The sequence below is a fragment of the Pseudomonas sp. GW821-FHT07G06 genome, assembly GCF_058986625.1.
This window is the reverse complement of record NZ_JBYSVW010000025.1, coordinates 1-25,997: the sequence shown is the minus strand read 5'-3', so window position 1 is coordinate 25,997 and position 25,997 is coordinate 1. Positions and strand designations below refer to the sequence as shown.

General features: G+C 61.8%; 26 protein-coding genes. 14 read left to right on the top strand and 12 right to left on the bottom strand.

Annotation, left to right across the window (positions count from 1 at the left end; translation table 11 throughout):
* Nucleotides 1–144 precede the first annotated feature (144 nt).
* Nucleotides 145–1,074: a hypothetical protein gene (locus AC3WJW_RS28175; protein ID WP_493728271.1), complete on the top strand. Its 930-nt coding sequence runs from the start codon at nt 145–147 to the stop codon at nt 1,072–1,074.
* A gap of 230 nt (nt 1,075–1,304) precedes the next feature.
* Here the strand turns inward: AC3WJW_RS28175 and AC3WJW_RS28170 are convergent, their stop codons facing one another.
* Entirely contained in the window at nt 1,305–1,910 is a 606-nt protein-coding gene (locus AC3WJW_RS28170; protein ID WP_493728270.1) for a glutathione S-transferase, read from the bottom strand.
* A gap of 370 nt (nt 1,911–2,280) precedes the next feature.
* Here AC3WJW_RS28170 and AC3WJW_RS28165 point away from each other — a divergent pair, with 370 nt between their 5' ends.
* The 3 genes from AC3WJW_RS28165 to AC3WJW_RS28155 all read left to right on the top strand — a co-directional run bounded on the left by AC3WJW_RS28165 (nt 2,281) and on the right by AC3WJW_RS28155 (nt 5,001).
* On the top strand, nt 2,281–2,685 hold the full coding sequence (locus AC3WJW_RS28165; protein WP_007935965.1) for a TraR/DksA family transcriptional regulator: 405 nt from the start codon (nt 2,281–2,283) through the stop codon (nt 2,683–2,685).
* A 235-nt stretch (nt 2,686–2,920) separates the two neighbouring features.
* Entirely contained in the window at nt 2,921–4,528 is a 1,608-nt protein-coding gene (locus AC3WJW_RS28160) for a methyl-accepting chemotaxis protein (protein WP_493728269.1), read from the top strand.
* A gap of 269 nt (nt 4,529–4,797) precedes the next feature.
* Nucleotides 4,798–5,001: a hypothetical protein gene (locus tag AC3WJW_RS28155; protein WP_493728268.1), complete on the top strand. Its 204-nt coding sequence runs from the start codon at nt 4,798–4,800 to the stop codon at nt 4,999–5,001.
* A 5-nt stretch (nt 5,002–5,006) separates the two neighbouring features.
* Here AC3WJW_RS28155 and AC3WJW_RS28150 read toward each other — a convergent pair whose 3' ends face one another.
* The 3 genes from AC3WJW_RS28150 to AC3WJW_RS28140 form a co-directional block, all read right to left on the bottom strand.
* A complete protein-coding gene (locus AC3WJW_RS28150) occupies nt 5,007–5,243 on the bottom strand; it encodes a DUF2789 domain-containing protein (protein WP_007973758.1) in 237 nt (78 codons plus the stop codon).
* A 132-nt stretch (nt 5,244–5,375) separates the two neighbouring features.
* Nucleotides 5,376–5,606, bottom strand: a complete 231-nt coding sequence (locus AC3WJW_RS28145) for a hypothetical protein (RefSeq protein ID WP_007973761.1) — start codon at nt 5,604–5,606, stop codon at nt 5,376–5,378.
* Nucleotides 5,607–5,767: 161 nt separating this feature from the next.
* Entirely contained in the window at nt 5,768–6,016 is a 249-nt protein-coding gene (locus tag AC3WJW_RS28140; protein WP_493728267.1) for a hypothetical protein, read from the bottom strand.
* 412 nt (nt 6,017–6,428) lie between these two features.
* On the opposite strand from AC3WJW_RS28140, the gene AC3WJW_RS28135 reads away from it, so the two are divergent.
* The 4 genes from AC3WJW_RS28135 to AC3WJW_RS28120 all read left to right on the top strand — a co-directional run bounded on the left by AC3WJW_RS28135 (nt 6,429) and on the right by AC3WJW_RS28120 (nt 8,787).
* Complete coding sequence (locus tag AC3WJW_RS28135; RefSeq protein WP_493728266.1) at nt 6,429–6,899, top strand: hypothetical protein; 471 nt, start codon at nt 6,429–6,431, stop codon at nt 6,897–6,899.
* Nucleotides 6,899–7,102 carry a hypothetical protein gene (locus AC3WJW_RS28130; RefSeq protein WP_095967984.1) on the top strand — a complete coding sequence of 68 codons (204 nt, stop codon included), beginning with the start codon at nt 6,899–6,901 and terminating at the stop codon, nt 7,100–7,102. The genes AC3WJW_RS28135 and AC3WJW_RS28130 overlap by 1 nt, the downstream gene beginning before the upstream one ends.
* Before the next feature lie 118 nt (nt 7,103–7,220).
* Entirely contained in the window at nt 7,221–8,234 is a 1,014-nt protein-coding gene (locus tag AC3WJW_RS28125) for an ABC transporter substrate-binding protein (protein ID WP_493728265.1), read from the top strand.
* Nucleotides 8,235–8,349: 115 nt separating this feature from the next.
* On the top strand, nt 8,350–8,787 hold the full coding sequence (locus AC3WJW_RS28120; RefSeq protein WP_493728264.1) for a DUF3995 domain-containing protein: 438 nt from the start codon (nt 8,350–8,352) through the stop codon (nt 8,785–8,787).
* A gap of 139 nt (nt 8,788–8,926) precedes the next feature.
* On the opposite strand, the gene AC3WJW_RS28115 is transcribed toward AC3WJW_RS28120, so the two are convergent.
* From AC3WJW_RS28115 to AC3WJW_RS28085, 7 genes are all read right to left on the bottom strand, one after another.
* Nucleotides 8,927–9,289 (bottom strand): Na+/H+ antiporter subunit G, encoded by a 363-nt coding sequence (locus AC3WJW_RS28115; RefSeq protein WP_007973772.1) that lies wholly within the window; start codon nt 9,287–9,289, stop codon nt 8,927–8,929.
* Entirely contained in the window at nt 9,286–9,564 is a 279-nt protein-coding gene (locus tag AC3WJW_RS28110) for a K+/H+ antiporter subunit F (RefSeq protein ID WP_493728263.1), read from the bottom strand. The genes AC3WJW_RS28115 and AC3WJW_RS28110 overlap by 4 nt, the downstream gene beginning before the upstream one ends.
* The gene (locus AC3WJW_RS28105; RefSeq protein ID WP_493728262.1) at nt 9,561–10,049 is read right to left on the bottom strand and encodes a Na+/H+ antiporter subunit E; all 489 of its coding nucleotides are present in this window, start codon (nt 10,047–10,049) and stop codon (nt 9,561–9,563) included. Before AC3WJW_RS28105 ends, AC3WJW_RS28110 begins: the two co-directional genes overlap by 4 nt.
* Nucleotides 10,046–11,731, bottom strand: a complete 1,686-nt coding sequence (locus AC3WJW_RS28100) for a monovalent cation/H+ antiporter subunit D (protein ID WP_492583812.1) — start codon at nt 11,729–11,731, stop codon at nt 10,046–10,048. The genes AC3WJW_RS28105 and AC3WJW_RS28100 overlap by 4 nt, the downstream gene beginning before the upstream one ends.
* Nucleotides 11,728–12,072: a Na+/H+ antiporter subunit C gene (locus AC3WJW_RS28095; protein ID WP_007973781.1), complete on the bottom strand. Its 345-nt coding sequence runs from the start codon at nt 12,070–12,072 to the stop codon at nt 11,728–11,730. Before AC3WJW_RS28095 ends, AC3WJW_RS28100 begins: the two co-directional genes overlap by 4 nt.
* A complete protein-coding gene (locus tag AC3WJW_RS28090) occupies nt 12,072–14,990 on the bottom strand; it encodes a monovalent cation/H+ antiporter subunit A (protein ID WP_493728261.1) in 2,919 nt (972 codons plus the stop codon). The genes AC3WJW_RS28095 and AC3WJW_RS28090 overlap by 1 nt, the downstream gene beginning before the upstream one ends.
* A 247-nt stretch (nt 14,991–15,237) precedes the next feature.
* Nucleotides 15,238–16,173 carry a DMT family transporter gene (locus tag AC3WJW_RS28085; protein WP_493728260.1) on the bottom strand — a complete coding sequence of 312 codons (936 nt, stop codon included), beginning with the start codon at nt 16,171–16,173 and terminating at the stop codon, nt 15,238–15,240.
* A gap of 84 nt (nt 16,174–16,257) precedes the next feature.
* Here AC3WJW_RS28085 and AC3WJW_RS28080 point away from each other — a divergent pair, with 84 nt between their 5' ends.
* Both AC3WJW_RS28080 and AC3WJW_RS28075 read left to right on the top strand, forming a co-directional pair.
* The gene (locus AC3WJW_RS28080; protein WP_493728259.1) at nt 16,258–16,821 is read left to right on the top strand and encodes a helix-turn-helix domain-containing protein; all 564 of its coding nucleotides are present in this window, start codon (nt 16,258–16,260) and stop codon (nt 16,819–16,821) included.
* A gap of 14 nt (nt 16,822–16,835) precedes the next feature.
* Nucleotides 16,836–18,242: an FAD/NAD(P)-binding protein gene (locus AC3WJW_RS28075; protein WP_493728258.1), complete on the top strand. Its 1,407-nt coding sequence runs from the start codon at nt 16,836–16,838 to the stop codon at nt 18,240–18,242.
* Nucleotides 18,243–18,268: 26 nt separating this feature from the next.
* Here the strand turns inward: AC3WJW_RS28075 and AC3WJW_RS28070 are convergent, their stop codons facing one another.
* Nucleotides 18,269–19,003 carry a substrate-binding periplasmic protein gene (locus AC3WJW_RS28070; RefSeq protein WP_493728257.1) on the bottom strand — a complete coding sequence of 245 codons (735 nt, stop codon included), beginning with the start codon at nt 19,001–19,003 and terminating at the stop codon, nt 18,269–18,271.
* Between the two features lie 610 nt (nt 19,004–19,613).
* Here AC3WJW_RS28070 and AC3WJW_RS28065 point away from each other — a divergent pair.
* From AC3WJW_RS28065 to AC3WJW_RS28050, 4 genes are all read left to right on the top strand, one after another.
* Nucleotides 19,614–21,440, top strand: coding sequence for a DUF1302 domain-containing protein (locus tag AC3WJW_RS28065; RefSeq protein ID WP_493728256.1), 1,827 nt, complete (start codon nt 19,614–19,616; stop codon nt 21,438–21,440).
* 11 nt (nt 21,441–21,451) lie between these two features.
* Entirely contained in the window at nt 21,452–22,789 is a 1,338-nt protein-coding gene (locus tag AC3WJW_RS28060; protein WP_493728255.1) for a DUF1329 domain-containing protein, read from the top strand.
* Between the two features lie 158 nt (nt 22,790–22,947).
* A complete protein-coding gene (locus AC3WJW_RS28055; protein ID WP_493728254.1) occupies nt 22,948–24,297 on the top strand; it encodes a DUF1254 domain-containing protein in 1,350 nt (449 codons plus the stop codon).
* Nucleotides 24,294–25,679 carry a DUF1254 domain-containing protein gene (locus tag AC3WJW_RS28050; RefSeq protein ID WP_493728253.1) on the top strand — a complete coding sequence of 462 codons (1,386 nt, stop codon included), beginning with the start codon at nt 24,294–24,296 and terminating at the stop codon, nt 25,677–25,679. The genes AC3WJW_RS28055 and AC3WJW_RS28050 overlap by 4 nt, the downstream gene beginning before the upstream one ends.
* Nucleotides 25,680–25,997: the final 318 nt, after the last annotated feature.

The following is a 25,997-nucleotide window of genomic DNA, read 5'->3' as shown; positions in this document are numbered from 1 at the left end:
TGCAGTTTGCATGGATCCGGGAAGTTCAAACTTTCTAAGCGATTGAAGCACAACGATTTATTCAAAGTGCGTGACTGGCACGGTGACTGCAATTCCTTCCTCGAAGAGTTGTAACACCATCTTTCTGCCTGGAGCGATATAACAATGAATAGATCCTCTGACGGTTTCTATCCCGCCATGGACGAGTCAACCACGCTGTCCGGCGTGTCCTGGGGAGCGATTTTCGCGGGTGCCGCTGCCGCGGCGGCGTTGTCGCTGATCCTGGTGTTGCTCGGCTTTGGCCTGGGTTTTTCGGCGGTATCGCCCTGGGCCAATGAAGGCGTGAGCGCCAAAGGCCTGGGGATCTCGACCATTGTCTGGCTGGCCTTCACCCAGATTGTCGCTTCGGGGCTTGGCGGTTACATCGCCGGGCGACTGCGGGTGAAGTGGGCGTACATGCACGGCGATGAAGTTTACTTTCGCGACACGGCCCATGGTTTTCTGGCCTGGTGCGTGGCGACGCTGGTGACGGCCACGCTGGTCGCCGGGTCGGTCAGCAGTCTGGTCGGCGGAGGCGTGCAGGCCGGGGCGAACATGGTCGGCGGTGCCGCCAGTGCCGCGACGCAAGCCGTGGGCACTGCGGCGGGCAATACCCAAGGCGATGAGTACGGTTACTTCGTCGACAGCCTGTTCCGTGATGATCGCCCGGTTGCCGTGAGCGATGATGCGGCTCGGGGCACCGTCACCCGGATCTTTGTGCGTTCCCTGAACAGGGGTGAGCTGGCCGCCGAAGACCGGACTTACCTGGCGCAATTGGTCGCGCAGCGGACCAACCTCACTCAGGTCGACGCCGAACGTCGCGTCGATGAGGTCTATGCCCGCACCCAGAAAGCCGTGGCCGACGCCAAGCTGGCCGCTCAACAAGCCGCTGACACCGCTGCGAAAGTGGCGGCGTGGACCACGCTGTGGATGTTCGTTGCGCTGTTGGCCGGTGCGTTCTTCGCCAGCCTTGCCGCAACCTTCGGCGGTCGTCGTCGGGATGCGGTGGTGTATCTGGAAACCGATACCTACGTCACCGCTGCACCGATTCGTTAATCCAGGAGAATTACCATGCGTTCATTACTGCTGTTCTTTCTCGGCGTGCCGATCCCGATCATTATCCTGATTGCGTTGTTTGTGCATTGATTCGACTGCCGCTTCTGCCTTTGGGTGAAGCGGCGCTTTTGCTTAAGCCATCGCGAGCAAGCTCGCTCCCACAGGGAATCACGCTTTCCTGTGGGAGCGAGCTTGCTCGCGATGGCGGTCGATGAGGCGAAATGAATCCGTCAGTCAATCGGCGTACCGACAAACACCTCAAGCCCTTCGGCATACGCCGTGAACGCGGCGATCCGCGGAAACTGCGCCGCACTCACCTGGTCCGGCACCACCAGGTTGGTGAAGCTCCAGGCCACCGCCAGTGTTATGCCGTCCTGCCCGATCGCACCCTCAGTCTTCAGCGGCTGCTTTTCCAGCTCCCGCTCCAGTGCCGACCAGGCCGCCACCAGCTGTCCTTCGACCCGCTGCACCCAAGGCTCGAATTGAATTTCCGCCGGCCGCAGGTTGCGCTCGTAGTAAAGCTGCACGGACTTTTCGCTGGCGGCCAGCGCCAGGCCGATCAGGCGCAACGCGCGCAGACGCTGAGCCGGTTCGACGGGCATCAGGCTGTTATCGGCCAGGGATTCCAGGTAGTCGATGATCAGCGTCGAGTCCATCAACACCTCACCATCATCCAGCACCAGGGTGGGCGCCTTGACCACCGGGTTGATCTCCCGGAATTGTTCGAAGTGGCGGAACACCGAAACCGATTGATGTTCCAGCGTGATTCCCAGGCATTTGGCAGAAATGGCGGCGCGCCTGACATAGGGCGAGTCCAGCATACCGATCAGCTTCATGGTCCTTTCCTTTATATGGCCATTTCGGGAGGGACAACCTTAGCTGAGGTTCGCAGCCGTGCAAATGGCAGGGAAAATGGCCCCGTGCAGGCCGTTTGTCTTCTATATACAGCCGCTCGATTGAATTTCTTGCTATAAACGCACTCCGATTACCGCCTCAAAGCCTGCTGTAGAGCATTTTCAGGGCTTTGTCGGACAAATTCGCTGTCTTTTCAGTTGCTGAGGCCTCAAGTCGGCCGTAGACTGCCGCCCCTCGTAAATTGAGTGCCGGGTGGCGCTTGGAACAAACGGCGCCTTTCCGATGGCCTGCCAAGGTCTGCCGGAACGCTCCCTTATTCGCCTTAATGCACGTTTTTTTATAGAGATATCAATGACAAAGGACAAGTTGCTGGCCATGCCGGCGGATGACTACATGAATGCCGAGCAACATGCTTTTTTCTCCGAGCTGTTGCAGAACATGAAAGTCGAAACCCATGAGCGCATCGAACAGAACCGCATCGCCATCGAAAGCCTGGACACCCCGGCCGATCCGGCAGACGCGGCTTCGGTCGAAGAAGAGCGCACCTGGCTGGTGAACGCGATCGATCGCGACCAGCGCATGCTGCCTCAGTTGGAGCAAGCCCTTGAGCGCATCAAGGAAGACAGCTTTGGCTGGTGCGACGACAGCGGCGAGCCGATTGGCCTCAAGCGCCTGCTGATCAGCCCGACCACCAAGTACTGCATCGAAGCTCAAGAGCGTCACGAGCAAATCGACAAGCACCAGCGTCAGGCCTGATTCTGTTAGGCAGCCCCGTTAATCCGGGGCTGCCTGGAAAAGATCGCAGCCTTCGGCAGCTCCTACATTTGTTCCGTAGGCGTTGCTGAAGGCTGCGATCTTTGTTTTCTGTCGTCTGCGATTTCCCGATTCTTCTATTGATCTGCTGCAACGTTCGCGACTAAAGGCTCATGGATAATGGCCTTATGCCGGCGTTTAATGCGAAGACAACAATTAGAAGTTTTCCGGGGTGACGATGATGACAAGAGACGGGTTTCTGGCTGCGGCAGTGCCTGCACCAGTGCTGTTGCCGAAAAACCGCTGGCTGACACCGACGCTGCAAAGCATCGCCCTGATGCTGTTGTTATGTGGCATGACGTTGGGCGGTTGGTCGCTCTACCTTGGCCTGCCCCTGGCCGTAATGATCATCTGGCTGCCTCGCTTGCGTTCGCGCGCGACCCCACAGGCGGCTTCTCCCGACAACTCCGATGCCATCGGCGAGTTGACTCGCGATCTTTCCTACACGACCAGCCATAACGCGCTCTCGGCCGCCGGGGTGGCGTTCTCGGTTCGGCAACTGGCGGAAAAACTGCAATCGCAGCTCTCGGCGGCGGCACAGATCGTCAGCAACGCCGAGGTCATGATTACTACCGAACACGCCACCTCGCTGCTCAGTCGCCAAGCGCTGAGCGCCGCCAGCGAGGCTCATCAAAGCGGCGCGGTGGGGCGTACGGAACTGATCGAGTCCATTGCCCGCATGCATCAGCTCAGCCAGCGCGCCAGCAACAGCCGTGAACTGATCGAAGCCTTGAGCCTGCGCAGCGATGATATCCAGCGCGTGACCCTGGTGATTCAGTCCATCGCCAGCCAGACCAACCTGTTGGCGTTGAACGCCGCCATTGAAGCGGCGCGGGCGGGGGAGCACGGTCGCGGGTTTGCTGTGGTGGCCGACGAGGTGCGCGGGCTTGCCGCGCGCACGGCGACCGCGACGGGCGAAGTCGGCGAGATGGTGGCCGATATCCAGCAACGTACGGCGCAGGTGGTGGAGCAGATCCGCCAACTGTCCAGCGACCTCGACACCGGCGTCGAGCAGGTCGAGCGCACGGGACAGCACCTGGAGAACATTGCCCGTCTGGCGGCCAGTGTCGAGTCCCAGGTCGGGGAAATCGCCCAGGGCGCAGACACCAACCGTGAACAGCTCGACAGCCTGTTTCACGCCATCGAACAGATGCGCAGCGACCTGGCGGTCAGCGACCAGCAGACTCAGCGTCTGGCCCAGGCCGCGGTGCAAATGGAAGGGCAGGCCGAAACCATCAGCGAGCGACTGGCCGAGGTCGGGCTGGATGATTATCACCAGCGGATCTACGACCTGGCCCGGGAAGGCGCGAGCCGGATTGCAGAGCGTTTCGAGGCAGATATCGAAGCCGGTCGAATCAGCCTGGACGATCTGTTCGACCGCAACTACCAGGTCATCCCCCATACCAACCCGGCCAAGTACCAGACGCGTTTCGACCGCTACACCGATCAGGTTTTGCCAACGATCCAGGAGCCGTTGTTGCCGCGTCACGAAGGATTGGTGTTCGCCATCGCCTGCACCCAGCAGGGTTATGTGCCGACCCACAACCATGCGTTCAGCCAGCCGCTGACGGGGGACGCGCAGGTCGATGCCTTGCAGAACCGGACCAAACGCAAGTTCGCCGACCGCACCGGGATCCGCTGCGGCAGCCATCAGAAGGCCGTGCTGCTGCAAACCTATACCCGCGACACCGGCGAGTTGATGCACGATCTTTCGGTGCCGATCATGCTCAAGGGGCGGCATTGGGGCGGTTTGCGCCTGGGCTACAAGCCGGAAAAACCGCGCTAGAAGCCGCTGATGCTTGAGCGAACTACAAGTAATCTGTGGCGAGGGAGCTTGCTCCCGTTGGACTGCGAAGCAGTCCCTGCTCTTCAGGGAAAAGGAGGGGCCGCTTCGCGCCCCGACGGGAGCAAGCTCCCTCGCCACAGGTACAGTGTTCATCCTTGAGTGATTGTTACAAATCCTGCAACTGACCTGTGCAGCGTTTTGCTGTTTCCTCGTCGAGAATTTAACTAGCATACCTATTAATTAGGTTGCTAATGAAATTCGAGGTCAGCATGCAAGGCAAAGTTGATGTCGCGGTCATGATCGGCAGCGGCGTACCTGCCAATCTGCGCTCCATGGGACGCAAGGTTTGCTGGGTGGTGTTGCTCAATGGCGAGCGCCGGGGCACGGCGTTCTCCAGTCGCGACGAAGCGGAGGAGTGCAAGGCTGCCTGGTTGGCGCAATTGAACGCCGAAAAACCTGACAGCCTGCATTGAAGTGGTCAGTGGGTCTGGTGCATGCGCAGGTTCAGGTCGTCGACCACCCGCGCCCAGTCTGCGTCTTCGCGCAGTTGTTCCTTGAGGAAGCCGGCCTGCTGCGGTGACCAGAACTCGGCGTCGATGAGCTTCTTGTCGTCGGGCAGGGAATGGCCGGCAATGAAGTCGTCGATCGCTTTCTGGCTCGAGTCCAGGCCGAGCTGGTCGAACAGGCCTTTCAAGTCGTGTGTCGGTGATTCCATCTTCATCTCCTTGCAGGTCATCAGTCGGGTCGAGGGGCGAGGTGCGGTCTCCTGGTTTCGAGGGCGCCGCACGGGTGGAGTTCGATCACGATGTTCAAACGCAACACAGAGCATAGACCGCCAATCCGGCTATCAGGCTTTCAGTGCTCCGGCATCGACCGCAGCCTTCAGTTCCCTGGCCGATTCCTGGGCCGCGATGGCGGCGACATCCGGAGTTTTGAACCAGCGATCTTTTTCGACCTGGTGATAGGTCACGGTCTTGAGCGGAGGTTTGGCGCGCATGACAATCACGGCCTGGAATTCACCCTCGACTTCTCTGGCTTCACCCCGGATAAAAAACTCGCCGATATCAAATTCCGTCACGTTGCAGACTTCCCCTGGAAATACATTGTTGTTGTCAACGCCATCCGATTTTTTGCGGATTCGTTTTATTGGGCGGGCAGTATGGCAGTAGTTGCCCGTCGACGGCTGAGATAAGTCGACGGGCAGACCAAACGTCGATGAAAATCAGCGCGGCGGGCCTGTCAACCGTGTGATTCAAGAAAACGAGCGAGGGCACAGGCTTCGTTATGATTGGCTCGGAAACCTCTTACGCAGCCTGTAGAAATATCCTTGATGTGAAAGAAGGCAATGCCCGCCATCACCACCTGAAATCGCGGGCGGGAAGGGACATCGGGGAGCGGTTCAGAGCGGCCGAACGGTATCGGCTGCGAGATCGCTGTTGTTTTCGAGTCAGGCAGCAAGGGATAGGCAAAGTGTGTCAGTGTGCACATATGAAGTCCTTTTCATTGTTTTACCGACGTATGTACGTCGTTTTGGCTAGTCTCCAGGAGCATCGCTGCTCTAGAATCACCCTGACTGGTGGGTGAATGATGTTTATCTAAAGCAATTTTTTGCTGACGATATGTAGGAAATTTTTTTCTCTTGGTGAGATTTTTCCCAGAAGTTGATAGTCCATAATTTTCTGGCAGCAGGAAGGGCGTTTTCCTTCAGCCTGTGACGAACGCCAGTCAGGACGACGCGAGTGACGTTCCAGTAGTCTTCTCAAGCTTCGTGATGAATGAGTGCACTGCTCATTCAGGACTTCAATCCGGGTTCTCTGGCTACACCTTCGGCATTGCCGCTTTTTTGGCTGTGCGTTTATTTTCGCGTACGGCGCCATTTTTCAGATGTGGGGATGTTTCCTTGGCAGTAAGTAATCTCGATATGCATGCCTTGTTCGTGCTGGGCGATTTGCGCGCAAAGCTGGTCAAGCAGTTTCAGTCACGTTTCGTTTACATCACCGAACAGAACGCTGAAGGCATTTACATTGCCGAAATCGACACCGAATCAGCCCTGGTGGTGGACGACAAGCCCGGACTCAAACTCAAGGTCGGCGATCATTTCAGCGCCTCCGTGCTGCCCAGTCGCGAAGGCGGCAAGCTGGACATCAGGTTCCGCGACATCAAGCTGACGGTTTACGGAATTGGCGATTACGCCTTCGTGACCAGCGCCGACGGTCAGGGGGTCGTGTTCAAGGAAGGTCACAGCGTGGTGATGGTGTTTGCCGCCCATCAACAGTTGCAGGAAGGCCTGACCAAGACCCTCAAGGCCGTGACCGCCAAAGTGGCCAAGTGGCGCAAGGGCGAGCTGGTGACCTTCAAGGCCAGCGAGTGATGACCCTGACCCGCGCCGACTTCCACGAACAGAACCTGGCCAGCGCTCAAGACGAAGCGCGGCGGCTGTTCGAGCACAAGCCCCTTCTGCAAGGAGCCTGGCTGAACTGGGTGGCGTCACAGCTTTACCAACTGCAACCGGCGCCCTACGCCAGCATGGTCAGACGAGAGCTGACGCGTTTGCAGGAAACTTCCGAAAACTGATCCACGCACCTCGAAAACGGGAACCTCTACTACAGTCATTGGACTGAGTATTCAGAGGCTTCGCGGTCTACTGCCAGGCCATCCTGCTATTGCTGTGAACAGCACGAGGTGCAAAAGCATGAACGGATTACGACGGTTGCTGGCTGCTGTCCTGGCCACTTTCGGTTTGCTGGCGACACCCGCCCCGGTGTTTGCCGCCCAGGCGCCGATCCACTTCGCCGACCTGAACTGGGAAAGCGGCAGCCTGATTACCGATGTCCTGCGCATCATTGTCGAGAAGGGCTACGGGCTGCCCACCGATACCTTGCCGGGTACCACCATCACCCTGGAAACGGCGCTGGCCAACAATGACATCCAGGTCATTGGCGAAGAGTGGGCCGGTCGCAGCCCGGTCTGGGTCAAGGCCGAAGCCGAAGGCAAAGTCGTCAGCCTCGGCGACACGGTCAAGGGCGCTACCGAAGGCTGGTGGGTGCCGGAATACGTGATCAAGGGCGATCCGGCCAAGGGCATCAAGCCGCTGGCGCCGGACCTGCGCAGCGTCAGCGACCTGCCGCGCTACAAGGACGTGTTCAAGGACCCGGAAGCCCCATCCAAGGGGCGTTTCCTCAACAGCCCTATCGGCTGGACCTCGGAAGTGGTCAACAAGCAGAAGCTCAAGGCGTACGGGCTGGAGGACAGCTACGTAAACTTCCGCAGCGGTTCGGGCGCGGCCCTGGATGCAGAGATCAGTTCGTCCATTCATCGTGGCAAGCCGGTGCTGTTTTACTACTGGTCGCCCACGCCGTTGCTCGGCCGCTTCAAGCTGATTCAACTGGAAGAGCCACCGTTCGACGCCGAAGCCTGGAAGACCCTGACCGACGCCGACAACCCCAATCCACGGCCGACCCGCTCCCTGGCTTCGAAACTGTCGATCGGCGTGTCCACTCCCTTCCAGAAACAATATCCGCAGATAGCCGAGTTCTTTGCCAAGGTCGACTTTCCGATCGACCCGCTGAACAAGGCGCTGGCCGAGATGAGCGAGAAACATACGCCGCCACGTCAGGCGGCGCAGGCGTTCATGAAGGCCCATCCGGACGTCTGGCGGGCCTGGCTGCCCAAGGACGTGGCGGACAAAGTCTCCGCCGCCCTGTAGGAGCTGCCGCAGGCTGCGATCTTTCGATCTTGTCTGAAAAAGCAAAATCAAAAGATCGCAGCCTGCGGCAGCTCCTACAATGTTCTGTTCAAATCCCTTTCAAGGATTCCTGACCATGACCTTGCTGTTGGCTCAATGGCTGGTGACGATCTTCGCCGTGATCAGTCTGGTGCATGTGTATTGGGCGTTGGGTGGCGAGTGGGCGGCGGTGGCGGCGGTCCCGCAAGTACCGCAGGAGGGCAGCACAAAACTGAGGCCGGCGTTCAAGCCGCGAGGCTGGATCACGCTGGTGGTGGCCGGGGCATTGCTGTTGATTGCCGTGCTGGTGTGCCTGCGGGTGGGTTGGTGCCTGCCACCCTTGCATCACTGGTCGTTGCAGTGGGTGATCAGCGCCATTGCAATCTTGCTGTTTGCCCGGGCCATTGGCGATTCGGAGCTGGTGGGCTTTTTCAAGGAGGTCAAAGGCTCGAAATTTGCCCGGCTCGACACCTGGGTTTATTCGCCCTTGTGTGTGGTGTTGGGGGCGGGGTTGTTGGCGGTGGCCTGGGTCTGATACAGCGACGTTTCTGTAGTGATAGTACTGGCCTCATCGCGAGCAAGCTCGCTCCCACAGGTTTTGTGTGCGCCACAAATCCACTGTGGGAGCGAGCTTGCTCGCGATGAGGCCGGTCCAGTCGATGCAAATCCTTGGTCTAACTACCACTCTCCGTACGCCGACTACTCACCTCAGCCGGCACATCATCCCCGGCCATGCGCTTGCGAAACAGCGCCGCCCGGGCCAGCAGCAAGGTGGTCACCGGCACGGTAATCGCCAGCAGGATCGGAATCAGCCAGGCGTGCAGGACCGGCGCGGACTTGAGCGCCGAAAAATAGATGATCGAAGCCAGCGCCACGCACCAGGCCCCGAGCGTCGAGGCCAGGGCCGGTGGGTGCATGCGCTGGAAGTAATCCTTCATGCGCAGCAGACCCGTGGCGCCGATCAAGGCAAACAAGCTGCCGAGCACCAGCAGGATCGCCACCGGGATTTCCACCCACAACGACAAGGGCGTATTCATTCGATCACCTCTCCACGCAGCAGGAATTTCGCCAGGGCGAACGAGCCGACGAAACCGAACAGGGCGATCAGCAGCGCCGCCTCGAAGTAGGTGTCACTGGCATAACGAATACCCAGCGTCAGCATTATCAGCATCGCGACGATGTACAGGTAGTCCAGCGCCAGGACCCGGTCCTGGGCCGACGGCCCTTTGAACAGGCGGATCAGGGTCAGGATCATCGCCAGGGAAAACAGGAACAGGCTCAGCAGGATCGCGTTCGCCAGCAAGGGGCTCATTCGAAGATCTCCATCAGCGGACGCTCGTAGGTCGCCTTGAAGTGCTGGATGAACAGCGCCTCGTCGTCCAGGTCGAAGACGTGCAACAGCAGAATGCTGCGGTCCAGCGCCAGCTCCGACCAGACCGTACCGGGCACCACCGTGGTGATCATCGACAGCGCGGCCAGGCCGTTGGCGTCGCGCAAATCCAGCGGCACCTTGATGAATTGCGAGCGTGGCGGGCGGCGCCCGGCATTGAGCACGCCCCAGGCCACGGCGAAGTTGGACGCCAGCACGTCACGCCCGACCAGCAGGACCAGGCGCAGGATCACCCCGGGACGACGGATGCGCACCGGCAGCGGACGCAACCTGCGCATCATCAGCGGCGCGCAGAACCCCAGCGCCGCCCCCAGCAGCAGATTGCCGGGACTGGTCGACAGGTTCAGCAACAGCCACAGCAGGCACAAGGCCAGCGACAGCAAGGGGGCGGGAAACAGGCGCTTCATGGTTGCACCTCCTGTGGGGTCGCCTTGGCCGTGGGGTTCGGTACGACGCGGGTGTCGAGCACCGCCATTACGTATTGCTGCGGGTTGTACAAGGCATCGGCGGCGGCCTGGGTGTAGCGCAGCAGCGGATCGGCCTTGAAGGTCAGCGCAATGCTCAAGCCCAGCAGCGCGAAGATCGGCACGCATTCCAGGCGTCGCAGCAGGGGCGATGGTCGTTCCGCCGGCGTCCAGAAGCGCTGGATGCCCAGGCGCGAGAAGGCGACCAGCGATGCCAGCCCCGACACAATCAACAACACCAGCAGGCCCCACGCGGCGTTGGAAATCGGTGCGTCGCCGCTGTTGCCCAGGCCCAGCGGATTGAGCAGCGCGCCGATCAACCCGAGTTTGCCGATAAACCCGGAGAGCGGCGGCATGCCGATGATCAGCAAGGCGCAGGCGATGAAGCTCAGGCCCAGAAACGCCATGGTCCACGGGATCACCTGGCCGACCACGGCTTTCTGGTCGTCGTCGAGGTTGGTGCCTTTGGGGGGATGCAGGGATTCCAGAGGGCGGGGCAGCAGTTCGGCTTCATCTTCGAGCTGTATCTCGTTGGCCGAGCGCGAGCGCTCGATCAGTTCGGCCAGCAGGAACAGCGCGCTCAACGCCAGGGTCGAGCTGAACAGATAGAACAGCGCTGCGCCCACCAGGTTCGGCTGGGCGAAACCGATGGTCGACAACAGGATGCCCGCCGACACCAGAATGCTCAGGCTGGCCATGCGCTCCAGGCGTTGCGCGGCGAGGATCGCAAGGGCGGCGCAAACGATGGTCGCCATGCCGCCGTAGATCAGCCACTCCCCGCCAAAGAACGCCGATGCCCCGGCCTGGGCGGAGAACAGCAGCGTCCACAGGCGCAGCAAGGTGTAGACGCCGACCTTGGTCATGATCGCGAACATCGCCGCCACCGGCGCGCTGGCCGAGGAATAGGCCGGCACCAGCCAGAAGTTCAACGGCCACATGCCGGCCTTGGCCAGAAACGCGACGGCCAGGATCCCCGCGCCGGCGTGCAGCAAGCCCCGGTCAGCTTCGGACACCAGCGGGATCTTTACCGCCAGATCGGCCATGTTCAGCGTGCCGGTCACCCCATAGATCAGCGCCGCGCCAATCAGGAACAGCGACGAGGCCAGCAGGTTGATCGAAATGTAATGCAGCCCCGACGACACCCGCGCCCGGCCCGAGCCGTGGAGCATCAACCCGTAGGACGCGGCCAGCAACACCTCGAAGAACACGAACAGGTTGAACAGGTCCGCGGTGAGGAATGCGCCGTAAAGCCCCATCAACTGGATCTGGAACAGCGCGTGGAAACTCGAACCGGCGCTGTCCCAGCGGGCCATGGCGAACAACAGGGCACTGACGCCGATGATGCCGGTCAGCACCAGCATCAGCGCCGAAAGGCGATCGACCACCAGCACCAGGCCGAACGGCACTTGCCAGTTGCTCGGCAGGTACACGCCGATGGAGCCGGGCACGCCGGTAGTTTGCGTCCATTGCAACAACGCCACGGCAATGCCCAGCCCGAGCAGGCTGGAGAACAGATTGATCCTGGCCTTGAGCGGCCGGTGCTTCTCGCCGAGCATCAGCATGATCGCGGCCGTCAGCAACGGCAGCAGGATGGGCGCGACGATCAGGTGGGTCATCGCCATCATTCCCTGGGCTCCCGGCCATCCACATGGTCGGTGCCGGTCAGGCCCCGGGACGCCAGCAGCACCACCAGGAACAGCGCGGTCATGGCGAAGCTGATGACGATCGCCGTCAGTACCAGCGCTTGCGGCAACGGGTCGGTGTAGTGCAACAGATCCTGCGGCACGCCGTCCTTGATGATCGGTTCCTTGCCGATGAACAGGCTGCCCATGCTGAAAATGAACAGGTTGACGCCGTATGACAGCAGGCACAGGCCCATGACCACCTGGAACGTCCGTGGGCGCAGGATCAGCCAGACGCCGGACGCGGCCAGGACGCCGATGGCGATTGCGATGACTTCTTCCATCAGACGGCTCCCTTGGCGGCAACGGATTTAGGCTGGGCAGCGGTTTTGTGACCGCGCACCGATTGGTGGGCGAGGGCGGTGAGGATCAACAGGGTCGAGCCGACCACCACGCCGTACACGCCGATGTCGAAGAACAGCGCGCTGGCCAGGTGGATGTCACCCAGCAGCGGCAACGAAAAATGCCAGGTATGGGTGGTCAGGAACGGGTAGCCGACCAGCATCGCACCCAGGCCGGTGGCCGTGGCAAACAGCAGTCCGGTGCCCATCCAGCGCAGCGGTCGCAGGCTCATTTGCGCCTCGACCCACTGCGTGCCGGCGACCATGTATTGCAGGATGAACGCCACCGACATCACCAGCCCGGCGACAAAGCCGCCGCCCGGTTGATTGTGCCCGCGCATGAACAGGTAGAACGACACCACCAGCGCCACCGGCAACAGCAGGCGCACCAGCACCGCCGGCACCATCATGAAGCCGAGCGCGGTGTCGCTGGCGTGACGCGGGTTGACCAGGTCGGTGACCACATCCGGTGCGAGCAAACGTTGCTGGGCCGGCAGCTGCAGGCTTTCTTTCGGCGGGCGGAAGCGGCGCAGCAGGGCGTAGACGGTCAGGGCCACGGCCACCAGTACGGTGATTTCACCGAGGGTGTCGAAACCGCGGAAGTCCACCAGCATCACGTTGACCACGTTGCTGCCGCCACCTTCGGGCAAGGCGCGACTCAGGTAGAAGGAGGAAATGTCGTTGGGGGTCTGGCGCGTCAGCATGGCGTAGGCCAGCAAGGCCATGCCGACACCGACCACGGTCGACAGCAGCAAGTCGCGGATCCGCCGCACTCGCGCGCGGCGCAGGCTGCCCGGCAACGGCGAGACTTCTTCGATCCGTCGTGGCAGCCAGCGCAGGCCCAGCAGGATCAGCACCGTGGTCACCACTTCGACCGCGAGTTGGGTCAGGGCCAGGTCCGGCGCCGAGAACCAGACGAACGTGACGCAGGTCATCAGGCCGCAAACGCTGACCATGGTCAGGGCCGCCAGACGGTGATACTTGGCCTGGTACGCCGCGCCGAGGGCACAGGCGATGGCCAGCAACCACAGGGTGACAAAGACGATCGAGCCGGGAATCTTCGGCCGGTCGCCCCAGTGCAGGCTGCTGTGCAGCATGGGAATCAAGCCGGCCAGCACGGCGGCGAGCACCACCAGGAACAACTGCATCTGCAGGCGCCGGGTACCAATCCGCGGCTCCAGGCGACGGGCCAGGCGCATGCTGGCGACCAGTGCCCATTCGAACAGGTGCTTGCCGTCCAGGCGACCCATGACGGGCGGGCGGTTGAAACGTCCACGCTTGAATTGATTGCGCAGCAGCAGGTAGAGCACGGTGCCGCAGGACAAGGCGATCAGGCTCATGATCATCGGCGCGTTCAGGCCGTGCCAGATGGCCAGGCTGTATTCGGGCAGGGTGCCGCCGACCACCGGTTGCGCCGCCGCCGCGAGCAGCGGGCCGACCACCTGCGCCGGGAAGATCCCCACCAGCAGGCACGTGAACACCAGCAACTCGACCGGCGCACGCATCCAGCGCGGTGGCTCGTGGGGGGTGTGAGGCAAGTCGGTCGCGGGCGGACCGAAGAACACATCCACGGTGAAACGCAGGGAGTAAGCCACGCTGAAGGTGCCGGCGATCGTTGCCACGATCGGCAGGCTCAACTCGACCCAGCGCGTGGCATTGATGAACACGGTTTCGGCGAAGAACATCTCTTTGGAGAGGAATCCGTTGAGCAACGGCACGCCGGCCATCGAGGCGCTGGCGACCATGGCCAGGGTGGCGGTGAACGGCATCAGCTTGTACAGGCCGCTGAGTTTGCGGATATCGCGGGTGCCGCTTTCGTGGTCGATGATGCCGGCGGCCATGAACAACGAGGCCTTGAACGTCGCGTGGTTGAGGATGTGGAACACCGCGGCGACGGCGGCCAGCGGGCTGTTCAGGCCGAGCAGCAGGGTGATCAGGCCGAGGTGGCTGATGGTCGAGTAGGCCAGCAGTCCCTTGAGGTCGTTCTGGAACATCGCGCAATACGCCCCGAGCAACAGGGTGCAGGCACCGGCGCCGCTGACGATGTAGAACCATTCTTCACTGCCCGAAAGCGACGGCCATAGCCGCGCGAGCAGAAACACCCCGGCCTTGACCATGGTCGCCGAGTGCAGGTACGCCGACACGGGCGTCGGCGCGGCCATGGCGTGGGGCAGCCAGAAGTGGAAGGGGAATTGCGCGCTTTTGCTCAAGGCGCCGATCAGGATCAGGGGCAACAGGATGGGGTAGAGGGCATGGGCACGAATCAGGTCGCCGGCGGCCAGGACCTTGTCCAGGTCATAGCTGCCGACCACATGGCCAAGCAGCATGACCCCCGCCAGCAGGCACAAACCGCCCGCACCGGTCACCATCAGCGCCATGTAGGCACCGCGTCGGGCATCGGCGCGATGGTGCCAGTAGCCGATCAGCAGGAACGAGAAGAGGCTGGTCAGCTCCCAGAAAAACACGATCTGGATCAGGTTGCCGGAGATCACCAGCCCCAGCATCGCGCCCATGAAGGCCAGGAAAAACGCGAAGAAGCGCGGCACCGGATCATTCGGCGACATGTAGTAGCGGGCGTACAGCGACACCAGGGTGCCGATGCCCAGCACCAGCAGGGAGAACAGCCAGGCGAAACCGTCCATGCGCAGGACGAAGTTCAGGCCCAGGCTGGGCAGCCAGGAAAACTCTTCGCGAATGACGCCGCCATGGGCGATCTGCGGGTACAGGAAGGCGACCTGAATGCTGCCGATCAGGGCGATCAGGCCAGCCAGCAGGGATTCGGCGTTACGGGCATTGTGCGGCAGCACGGCCGCCAAACAGCTGCCTATGAAAGGCAGAAGCAGTAGAACTATCAGGGACATAGGCTTCTAATCTGCGGAAGTTTGTGAAGCATCATACGTGCCAGCTCCCGGATCGCCAAACGCCAAGCTGTCGCAGAATCCTACACGGTAGACGGAAAAGCCCTGTTTAACATTGTTTCCGGTAGAAGGGTTTCGCCTGTGCCGACGCCTTCGCGAGCAGGCTCGCTCCCACAGTGGGAATGCGTTTCCCCTGTGGGAGCGAGCCCGCTCGCGAAAGCTATTCAACAAACAAAGCAGAGGCTACGGCTTAACCCTGTGTTTCCCGCTCCAGTTCTTCTTCGACCGCAGCCGCCTTACCCTTGGTCTTCAACTCACTGACTATCACCGCCGCCACAATCAACCCGGCCCCGACCAGGGCAATCGCCGGCAGGCGTTCCCCGGCGATGCGCCCGACAATCCCGGCCCATACCGGCTCGCCGGCATAGATCAGGGTGGCGCGGGTCGGTGACACGCTTTTCTGTGCCCAGTTCATCGCCACCTGAATCGCCGCACTCGCCGCCCCGAGGCCCAGTGCGCTGCACAGCAGCAACCAGGAAAAGTCCGGAATCGCCTCGTTGGTCGGCACCACCATCAGGAACGACAGCACCGACGTGACCGCCAGTTGCACCACTGTTACCCGGCGCACATCGACCTGGCCGGCATAGGTGCTGATCAGGATGATCTCGGCCGCAATGGCCACGGCGCTGATCAGGGTGGCGATTTCACCGGGGCTGAAGTTGAACGACGCACCGGCCGGCCCGGACAGCAGCATCAGCCCGGTAAAGGCCAGCATGATACCGATGCTCGGCATCAACCCCGGACGCCGTCCCAGCACCAGCCATTGCAGCAATGGCACGAACGGAACATACAGCGCGGTAATGAATGCAGATTGGCTGCTGGGAATGCTTTGCAAGCCGACCGTCTGCAAGCCGTAGCCGAGCATGATCGCCACGCCGATGAACGACCCGGCCTTGAGCTCGAACAGGCTCAGGTCGCGCAGGTGACGCCAGGAAAACAGGGCGACGATGCTCGCGGCGGCGGCAAAGCGCAGGCCGACGAAAAACATCGGGCCGCTGACGGTCATCGCATGCTGGACCAGCAGGAAGGTTCCGCCCCAGACCATCGTGATCAGCACCAGCACGCATTCGGCCTTGCTGAACCTTGTGAAACGGGAAGATGCCTTTGGAGAATTCACCGACGTCATGACCTTGCACGCTACTGGAGGGGGACGCACAATGCGCCGAATGTTGCGCAGTATACTGCCCAACCCCACTCAGTGAGCAATATAGTGCACAAAGATTCTACCCAACGGGCTTCGGTCCTCCAGCACGTCAGTCAAAATGTTCGTCGTTTGCGTCATGCCGCCGACCTGAGCCAGACCGCGCTGGCGGAAAAATCCGGTGTCAGCCGCCGAATGCTGGTGGCGATCGAGGCGGGGGAAAAGAATGTCAGCCTGACCACCCTCGACCGGGTGGCCGAAGCCCTCGACGTCGCCTTCAGTGATTTGATCCAGGCCCCCGATGCCCGCGATCCCAGCCGTATCAATGAGCTGGCCTGGACCGGCACGATCCCCGGCAGTAGGGCAGTGTTGCTCTCCAAGGCCAGCGCCAGCCGCGAAGTCGAGCAGTGGGAGTGGTGCCTGCAACCGGGCGAAGTGTATCCCTCGGAGCCGGACGCCGATGGCTGGAGCGAACAGATTTATGTCTTCGAAGGTTGCCTGACCGTTATGCTCGGCGACCGGCCACAGAATATTGCGGCGGGTGAATTCTTCATGTTCGCCAGCAACCAGCCGCACTGTTATCGCAATGACGGGACGGTAGCGACGCGGTTTGTGCGAAATGTGGTGATCTGAACAGGGAGAGCAGGATGGGCCAGACCTTGAACAATGACGCCGATGTCCTGATTGTCGGTGGCGGCCTCAGTGGCGCAATGCTGGCGGCGCAATTGATGCGATTGCCCGGCCGACGTCGGGTGCTGGTGATCGAACCCCGTGCCGAGTTGGGGCGGGGCGAAGCCTACAGCGCGGTGGAACTGGGCCATACGCTCAACGGCAACGCGGCGCGGATGAGTGTCGACCCGGACAACCCCGACGACCTGACCCAATGGCTCACCGACTACATTGCCGGCGGGGGCTGGCCGGAGTCGGACCAGCAGCATGTGCCGATCAGCGAATTGTTTCCGCCTCGGGGAATCTTCGGTCTGTACGCCCGGCAACGCCTGGCCGAAGCGCAGGCGGTGGGCGCCTTGGTCGGTTCGACGGTCGAGCATGTGCAGTCCGAGGTGGTTGATTTGCAAGTCGATGCAGACGCCGTGCGTTTGACCTTGAGCGACGGCCGATGCTTGCAAGGCGCTTTTGCGGTACTGGCCACCGGGATGTTTCCCGCCGCGCGCACGCCACAAACCCAATCCAGCGGCTTGAATGCGGCCGCCCTCGATCCGTGGGACGTGGCGGCGATGCAGCAGCTCGACGCGCAATCGACGGTCATGATCATCGGCTCGGGCCTGACCATGGTCGACGCCGTGGTGTCCCTCGAGCAGGCCGGACATCGCGGGCCGATCGACGTGTTTTCCCGCCATGGGCTGCTGCCCCATGTGCGCCGCCAGCCACCGGCCTGGGTGGATTTTCTCGCCGAGGATCAGGACATACGCACACCTCGCCAGTTGCTGCGCGAATTGCGTCGACACTGCCGGGACGCCATCGCCCAGGGCATCGACTGGCAGGCGCCACTGGACACGGTACGGGCACACATCGGCCGCTTGTGGCATCAGGCGACGGATGTGCAGCGTCGGCAGTTCGTGCGGCATGTGCGGCCCTGGTGGGAAAGCCATCACCACCGCTCGCCACCCTTGAGTGCCGAACTGGTCGAGCGCTTGTATAAAGAAGGACGGTTGCGTATTCACGCAGCGTCCTACCAGGGCCTTGAGCCTTCGATCAATGGCGGGGTGAGCATCCGCCTTCGACGACGCGGCGAGGCGCAGGCCTGTGTGGTCAGCGGTGCTGCCCTGATCAACTCCAGCGGTATCGAATACGACTGGCGCCGGGTCGCGCGACCGCTGCCCCGGCAACTGCTCGCCCGTGGCCTGGTGCGGCCGGGGCCTTTGGCCCTGGGCATCGCGGCAGAAGTCGATGGCGCGGTGCTGAACGCGCAGGGGCTGCCCGCCAGCCGTCTGTTTGCCATGGGCCCGCCGTTGCGCGGAATGTGGTGGGAAAGCACGGCCGTCACTGATGTGGCGAGCCAGGCCAAGGCGCTGGCCGAGCGACTGGTGCGCTAAGGCCGTCCATTCAACACGCCGCGCCGTCAGCGTGGCGTGTTGGCGCTCAGCCAGCGTTGTTTGAGTCGCTCCAGGCTTCCGTCCTTGCGCATCTGATCCAGCGCCCCTTGCCAGCGCGCCACTTCACGGGCATCGGTTTGCAGGGAAAACGCAATGTAACTGCCTTGCTGCATCAGCGGAATCTGGTAGTGCAATTGACCGGGTGGCAGGCCTTCTTCACGGGCCAGGGTGGCGATGGACAGGGTGTCGGCCACCACATAGTCGGCACGCCCCAGACGCGCCAGGCGCATCATTTGCTCGGGTGTCTCGACGCCATACAGATTGTTCAGACCCTGCTTCTGCAAGTAGTTGTAGGCCAGCCATTTGCGCGGCACCGCAATGGCGCCGTGGCTGCCGGCTTCCAGCAGGCTGTGCACCGGTTGCCGGGTGCTGTCGGCGGAGTACAGCGCCGTTTCGACGTCCAGCAACGGGCCGACCCATTGATACAGGCCATCGCGCTCGGCCGTGCGCAACACGGTGAAGACGCCGGTGGCCGGTTCGCTGCCGGCGACATGCAAAGCCCGCAGCAACGGCAATTGCTGCAGATGCACGCGATCCCCGGTGCGCTCGGCCAGTGCCCGCACCACGTCCACGCCAAAGCCCACCATTTCGCCGCCTTGCTGGAAATGCAAGGGTGGATGGTTGTCGGTGAGCAGGTTCAGGTCTGCCGCGTATGCGCTGAAGGTGAGGAGGTACAGGAGGCAAACGGCAAAGCGTTTCATGAATCGTCCTTGATGAAATGAAGCGCAGAGCTTAGTACGGGCGTACTGCGACTGTCCCGCACAATTGTCGGACTTTGTTGGCTTGGTTCGGGATTTGTTGATTTGGTTTTGGGGCTGGTGCATTTCCGTTTTTTGGGTAACACCTCCACTCAGCCTGCCGAGCTAACGCCCGGCCTGTTGAGTGGTGGGGCTGTACGCGGGCGGCCTTATGGCCGACCCATCTGTTTCGGCTAAACACACACCCTGTAGAAGCTGCCGCAGGCTGCGATCTTTTGATCTTGATCTTTCGCCCCTTCGACATTGTGAAAAATAAAAATCAAAAGATCGCAGCCTGCGGCAGCTCCTACAGGGAAACATGCACGTATCAGAACCAGGCCGCCTCGTTTTGGCTTTTGATCCTCTTGCCCCCTCGAGAGGCCGAATGCAAGGGGCAAGAGCCCTTGGTTTTTGGGGCTGTTACCGAAAAAACGGATATGTACGCCTTGAAAACATAAGCCTCCCGCCCCGCAGATCATCCCCGATGATTATTTTTTGTCGGCCATCGCTTGCGTGTCGCGCTCGATAGTTGGGCACCGTGTCCGGGCTGAGCAAACCTGACCGGAGCCCAATAATGATAAAAAAAAGCTCGGCCACAGCCGGAGTCCGCCAACGACTTCACCGGCTTGGCCATACCCGCCCGCGACCTCTTGCGTTGGCGATTTTTGCCGTACTCACGGGGCCGGCCTGCGCCACCACCTTTGACCTCAACGAAGACTGGAGCCTGTCGACCAAGACCAGCCTGAGCCTGGGCAGCAGTTGGTCGACGCAAAACCCCGACAAAAGCCTGATGACCCGCGCCAATGCCTTGCAGGCCCAGGGCGTGAATGCCAATGGCAGCAGCGTCAGCGCCGATGACAACCGGCTGAACTTCGAGAAGGGCGATCCCATCTCGCAGCTGTTCAAGGGCCTCACCGATTTCAGTCTCGATGGCCAGGGCCAGGGCGCGTTCCTGCGCTTCAAATACTGGTACGACCACGCCTATGAAACCGGCAATGGCCGCTTCAAGGATTTCGACGATTCGGGCTGGGACGACTTGTCGAAGTTCAAGGGCTTCCAGGTCCTCGACGCCTACGTCTGGAAAGACTTCCAGGTGGCCGAGCATCCGCTGAACGTGAAGGTCGGTAACCAGGTGTTGTCCTGGGGCGAGGCGCTGTTGATCCAGAACGGCATCAACGTGATCAACCCGCTGGACATCTCGGCGTTCAACCGTCCCGGCGTGGAAATCAAGGAAGGCCAGTTGCCGGTGGAGATGGTGTCCTTCAGCTTCGGTCTGACCGACACCACCAACCTCGAGGGTTTCTACCAGTACAACTGGCGGCCCAGTGTCCTCGACGGTTGCGGCACTTTCTTCGCCAGCAGCGACGTGATTCAGCCGGGGTGCGGGCCGCTGTACCTGAGCCAGGTACAGACCGATGATCAGATGCAGGCCGCGGGGTTGTACGCCACCTCCCGGGGCAATGAGTCGCCGTCCGATTACGGTCAGTTCGGCTTCGCCCTGCGCCAGATGATCCCGGCGCTGAACGATGCCGAAGCGGCGATCTACTACATCAACTATCACTCGCGGTTGCCGTATTTCACCCTCAACGCCAGGAACACTTCCTTGCCCGGCACCTTTCCCGGTGGCACCCAGGCGCCGAGTTATGCGGCGGCCTTTCCGGAAAACATTCACCTGTACGGCATCAGTCTCAACGGCGTCGAACCGGTCACCGGGATTTCCCTGGCCGGCGAGTTGAGCTACCGGCCGAACATGCCACTGGCGATCAACGCACCCGACGTCAACGTCGCCGTGATTTCCGGGCCGGGGGGCAGCTCCTGGGTGCAATTGCCGGCCGGCTTCAGCACCACCAATGGCAGCCAGTTCGATGCCTGGGAACGCAAGGGCGTCTGGCAGATGACCGGTTCGGCCACCCAGGCCATCGACAACGTGCTGGGCGCCACGCGCCTGAGCCTGTTCGGTGAAGCCGGTGTCGTGCACATCGAGGATCTGGGGGACGAGCGCCTTGGCCGTAACGCCGCGTTCGGCCGCAGTGCTCCGCGCAACGGCACGCCGTGCAACACCGTGGCCTCCGGGGTCACCAACCAGTACTGCACCGACAAAGGCTTTGCCACCGAGTGGTCGTGGGGTTATCGCCTGCGCGCCAGCCTCGAATACAGCGATGTGTTGCCGGGCATCAACCTGATTCCGGCCGTCAACTGGCGACATGACGTCGAGGGTTATTCCTACGATCCGCAAGGGCCGTTCCAGGAAGGCCAGCAAGCGTTGGGCGTGAGCCTGACCGGCGTCTACATGAACGATTACAGCGTGGAACTGGCCTACAACGCCTTCTTCGGTTCCAACGACTACAGCACCCTCGACGACCGCGATTTCGCATCCGTCAGCTTCAAGGCAGACTTCTAAGGAGAACCGTTATGCGTATGCAATTGTGCGTGCTGGCCCTGGCCTGCACCGTCGGCCTGGCTCAGGCCAAAGGCACCGATTCGGCGGCCCTGGGCAAGACCCTGACCCCCATGGGCTCGGAAATGGCAGCCAATGCCGACGGCAGCATTCCGGCCTGGACCGGTGGCCTGGCGAGCAACGCCGGCACCGTCGACAGCAAGGGCGGCTATAGCGACCCTTATGCGGCCGAGAAGCCCTTGTTCACCGTCACGGCGAAGAATGTGGCGCAGTACGAGAAGTTTCTCAGCCCCGGGCAAATCGCCTTGTTCAAGCGTTTTCCCGACACCTACAAGATGAACATCTACCCGACCCATCGCAGCGCCAATCTGCCCAAGGATGTGCTGGCGGCAAGCCGCGACAACGTGGCCAAGACCAGCATGGCCGATGGTGGCAACGGTCTGCATGACTACGCCAGGGGCATTCCGTTTCCGCTGCCCACCGAAGGCCTGGAGGTGATGTGGAACCACATGACCCGTTATCGCGGCGGCAGTTACGAGCGCATCAGCAGCGCCGCGCTGGTGCGCGAAAACGGTGCCACCAGCTACGTTCGCAACCAGTCGCTGATCAACTTCGCCGACACCGTGAGTGGCCTGGAGGCGGGCTCCAACGTGCTGTTCATGTTCAAGAGCCGGGTACTGGAACCGGCGCGTCTGTCCGGCGAAGCGGTGCTGGTGCATGAGCCGATCGACCAGGTCGCCGAGCCGCGTTCGGCCTGGCAATACCTGCCGGGGCAACGTCGCGTGCGCCGTGCGCCGATGATCGCCTATGACAACAGTGCCCGTTACAGCAATGGCCTGATCACCGCCGACAACGTCGACGGCTACAACGGCGCGCCGGACCGTTTCGACTGGAAACTGGTGGGCAAGCAAGAGCTGTTCATTCCTTACAACAGCTACAGGATCGGCAGCCGCGACCTCAAGTACGACGCTGTGATCCAACCCAACCACGTCAACCAGGACCTGGCCCGCTATGAGAAGCATCGGGTGTGGGTGGTGGAGGCGACCCTCAAGCCGGGTGCCCGGCATATCTACGCCAAGCGCCGCTTCTATGTGGACGAGGACAGCTGGCAGATCGCCCAGTCGGACCAGTACGACAGCCGCGGTGAACTGTGGCGCAGCGGTGAACTGCATGCGATTCAGCAATACGACCACGGCTTCACCTACAACGTGCTGGAAACCTCGTACGACCTGATCTCCGGACGCTACTACGCCGGCGGCCTGGCCAACGAAGAGACCGAACCGATGCGCGTGGGCTTCGCCGCCAAAACCGACGACTACACCCCGTCGGACCTGCGGCGCTGGGCCAAGTAACCCTTTACCTGACCATCGCACATCCAGGGTGGGAGCGAGCCTGCTCGCGAAGAGGGCTTGCCAGTCGACTTGTATGTCGCCTGACACGCCGCTTTCGCGAGCAGGCTCGCTCCCACAGGAGACGGTGGTGTGCTCTGTATCTGCCAAGGAGATCTACCGTGCGCTACTGGATATCCGCACTTGCCCTGGGCGCAAGCCTGGGTACCGTTCACGCTGCAACCCTCGATCAACCCCAGGCGAAGGCACTGGCCCAGGAGGCCTACGTGTTCGCCTACGCCACCGTCGAGCACGACAAAGTGCTCAGCGCCATCGCCGCCAGGCTGCCGTTCAACCGGCTCTACAGCGAACCGCGCCTGCTCGGCCCGCAGGACAACAAAGTGGTGTCGCCGAACAACGACACCTTCTATTCCCGAGCCTTGCTTGATTTGCGCAGCGAACCGATGGTGCTGGACGTGCCGACCGTGCACGGGCGCTACTACAGCTTTCAACTGGTCGACATGCGCACCGACAACCTCGACTACATCGGCACCCGCGCCACGGGTGATAAAGCGGGGCGCTACCTGATCGCCGGGCCGGACTGGAAGGGTGAAGCGCCATCGGGTTTCAGCGGCGTGATTCGCTCGCCGAGCCGGCTGGTGTTCCTGTTGGGGCGCACCGAGGTCAAGGGCGAAGCCGATCAGAAAGACGCCGCTCAAGTGCTGAAGGGCTACGCCTTGCAGCCACTGTCCACCGTGAGCGGGGGCGCGGCGCCTGAACCCTTGGCAGCGCTGCAGCTTCCAGCGTATGCGGACACCAAACAGGGGCCGGCGCAGGCGCTGTTCAGCACCTTCAACGCCTTGGCGCCGCTGCACCAGTGGAGCGCCAGCGAGCAGGAAAAGCTGGCCCGTTTCGCCGCCATCGGTGTGATGCCGGGCGTCACATTCCAGGCGCCGGCGGATTTGCACGAAGCCGTCGCCCAAGGCGCCGAAGCCGGTCGCGAGCAAGTGCGCGCAGCGTCCAGCCAGCTGTCGGTGGAACAGCAGGGCTGGTTGCCGTCGCCGTCCAACGTCGGCAAGTTCGGCGACGACGACCTGACCCGTGCCGCGGTTGCCTGGCGCTACATCTACGCCAACGATGCGGTGGAAGCGCTGTACCCGATGGCGCTGCACGATGCCCGGGGGCAGATGCTCAGCGGCCAGCATGCCTATCGCCTGCATTTCCCCGCCGGGCAATTGCCGCCGGTGAATGCGTTCTGGTCACTGACCTTGTATGACGGCAAAACCCAACTGCTCGCCGCCAACCCGATCCAGCGTTATGCCTTGGGCGACCGCAGCCCTGGTCTACAATACGATGCCGACGGCGGCTTGACCCTGACCCTGCAAGCCGATGCGCCCAAGGATGCGCCGCAGGGCAACTGGCTGCCGACGCCACAAGGTCCGTTCAACCTGCTGTTGCGCCTGTATCTGCCCAAGGGCGGGGCATTGGACGGGAGTTATCGGTTGCCGACGATTGCGAGGATCGAGCCATGAACCTGATATTCAGTCGCCGCCGGGTGTTGAGCTGCATGGGGGTATTGGGAGGCAGCCTGATGTTTCCGCGCTGGTTGCTGGCCGCTGATTCCGATGACCTTCGCCAGATTGCCAAAGAGGCGTGGATTTACGCGTACCCCATGCTCATGCATTACCAGACCATGGAAAAACAGGCGCTCAATGCGTCTGCGCCGGAGTACGTCGGCGGCTTCAATCGCTTTCGCCATTACAGCGAGTTGTACACCCCGAACAACCGCGAAATCGTCACGCCGAACAACGACACGCCGTACTCCTGGGCCTGGCTCGACCTGCGCAGCGAGCCGCAAGTGTTGAGTGTGCCGGCCGTGCCCGACGACCGCTATTACGTGCTTCAACTGGTCGACCAGTACACCCACAACTTTGCCTATGTCGGCGTGCTCAGCACCGGGCGTGAGGCGGGAAACTACCTGATCGCCGGACCCGGCTGGCAAGGACAGATACCGGACGGCGTCACGGCCGTGCTGCGCAGCGAAACCGAAATCGTCATGGTGCTTGGCAGAACGGGCCTGAAAAACGCCGAGGACCTGCCGGCGGTGCGTGCCTTGCAGCAGCAATACGGCTTGCGTTCGTTGCATGAATACATCGGCAGTGCACCGCCGGTGGCTGCGCCAGCCATTGACTGGCAACCCTGGGACAGCAAGACCGGGTTGGGGCTTGGGTTTATCCCGGTGTTGAACCAGATCCTCAGCCTGTGTCCGACGCAACCGTCCGAGCAAGCCTTGCGCGCACGCTTTGCGCGGATCGGCATTGTGCCCGGCCAGGGCTTCGACCCGGCGACGTTGCCGCCAGCCACCCGCAAGGCATTGCTCGCCGGGATTCAGGACGCCCAGGCGCAACTGCAAACGGCGGTGAGCCAGGTCCGCACCACCCTCGGCCTGTTCGGCACTCGCGAAGCGCTGGACGGCAATTACCTCAACCGCGCTGTTGCGGCGAATGTCGGCATTTACGGCAACAGTGTGGAGGAGGCCTTCTACACCGGCACTCGTGTGGATAATCAGGGGCAACCCTTGCAGGGCGGGCGAAGCTATCGCCTGCGTTTCGCACCGGGTCAATTGCCGCCCGCCAGCGAGTTCTGGTCGCTGACCTTGTATGACTTGCCGGACCGTCAACTAGTGGCCAACCCGATCAATCGTTACTGCCTGAGCAGCCGGGATCGTTTGCAAGCGGATGCGGATGGTGGGGTGACGTTGATCCTGCAGAACACCCCGCCGGCTGAGCAGAGCAACTGGTTGCCGACGCCGGCGAGCGGGGCGTTCACCCTGGTCCTGCGGCTGTATGGGCCCGGGCAGCAGGTGGTCAATCAGCGTTGGCAAATGCCGGTGGTTGAGGTGGTGTCTGCCTGAGCCGCGCCCCTGCATTGGATCTGTGTCGTTCACACGTTGTGGACAAGCTGGATCCCTGTGGGGGCTTGACTGCGAAGGCGGAGTGTCGGGCGGTGTGGATTTTTACGGGTGTACATATCCGTTGCTGCGGTAACGGCCACTTACGGTTCCGCTCTTACAGCGGGTCACTTTTGGCAAACGCCCCAAAAGTAACCAAAAAGTCTCGCCCCTTACGTACGGCCCCTCGCTGAGGCTCGGGGTTCCTTCGCTGCGGTATTCATCCGGGGGCATTGCCCTCCGGTCGGCTTCGCTTCGACCTACATGCAATGAGTTCGACTG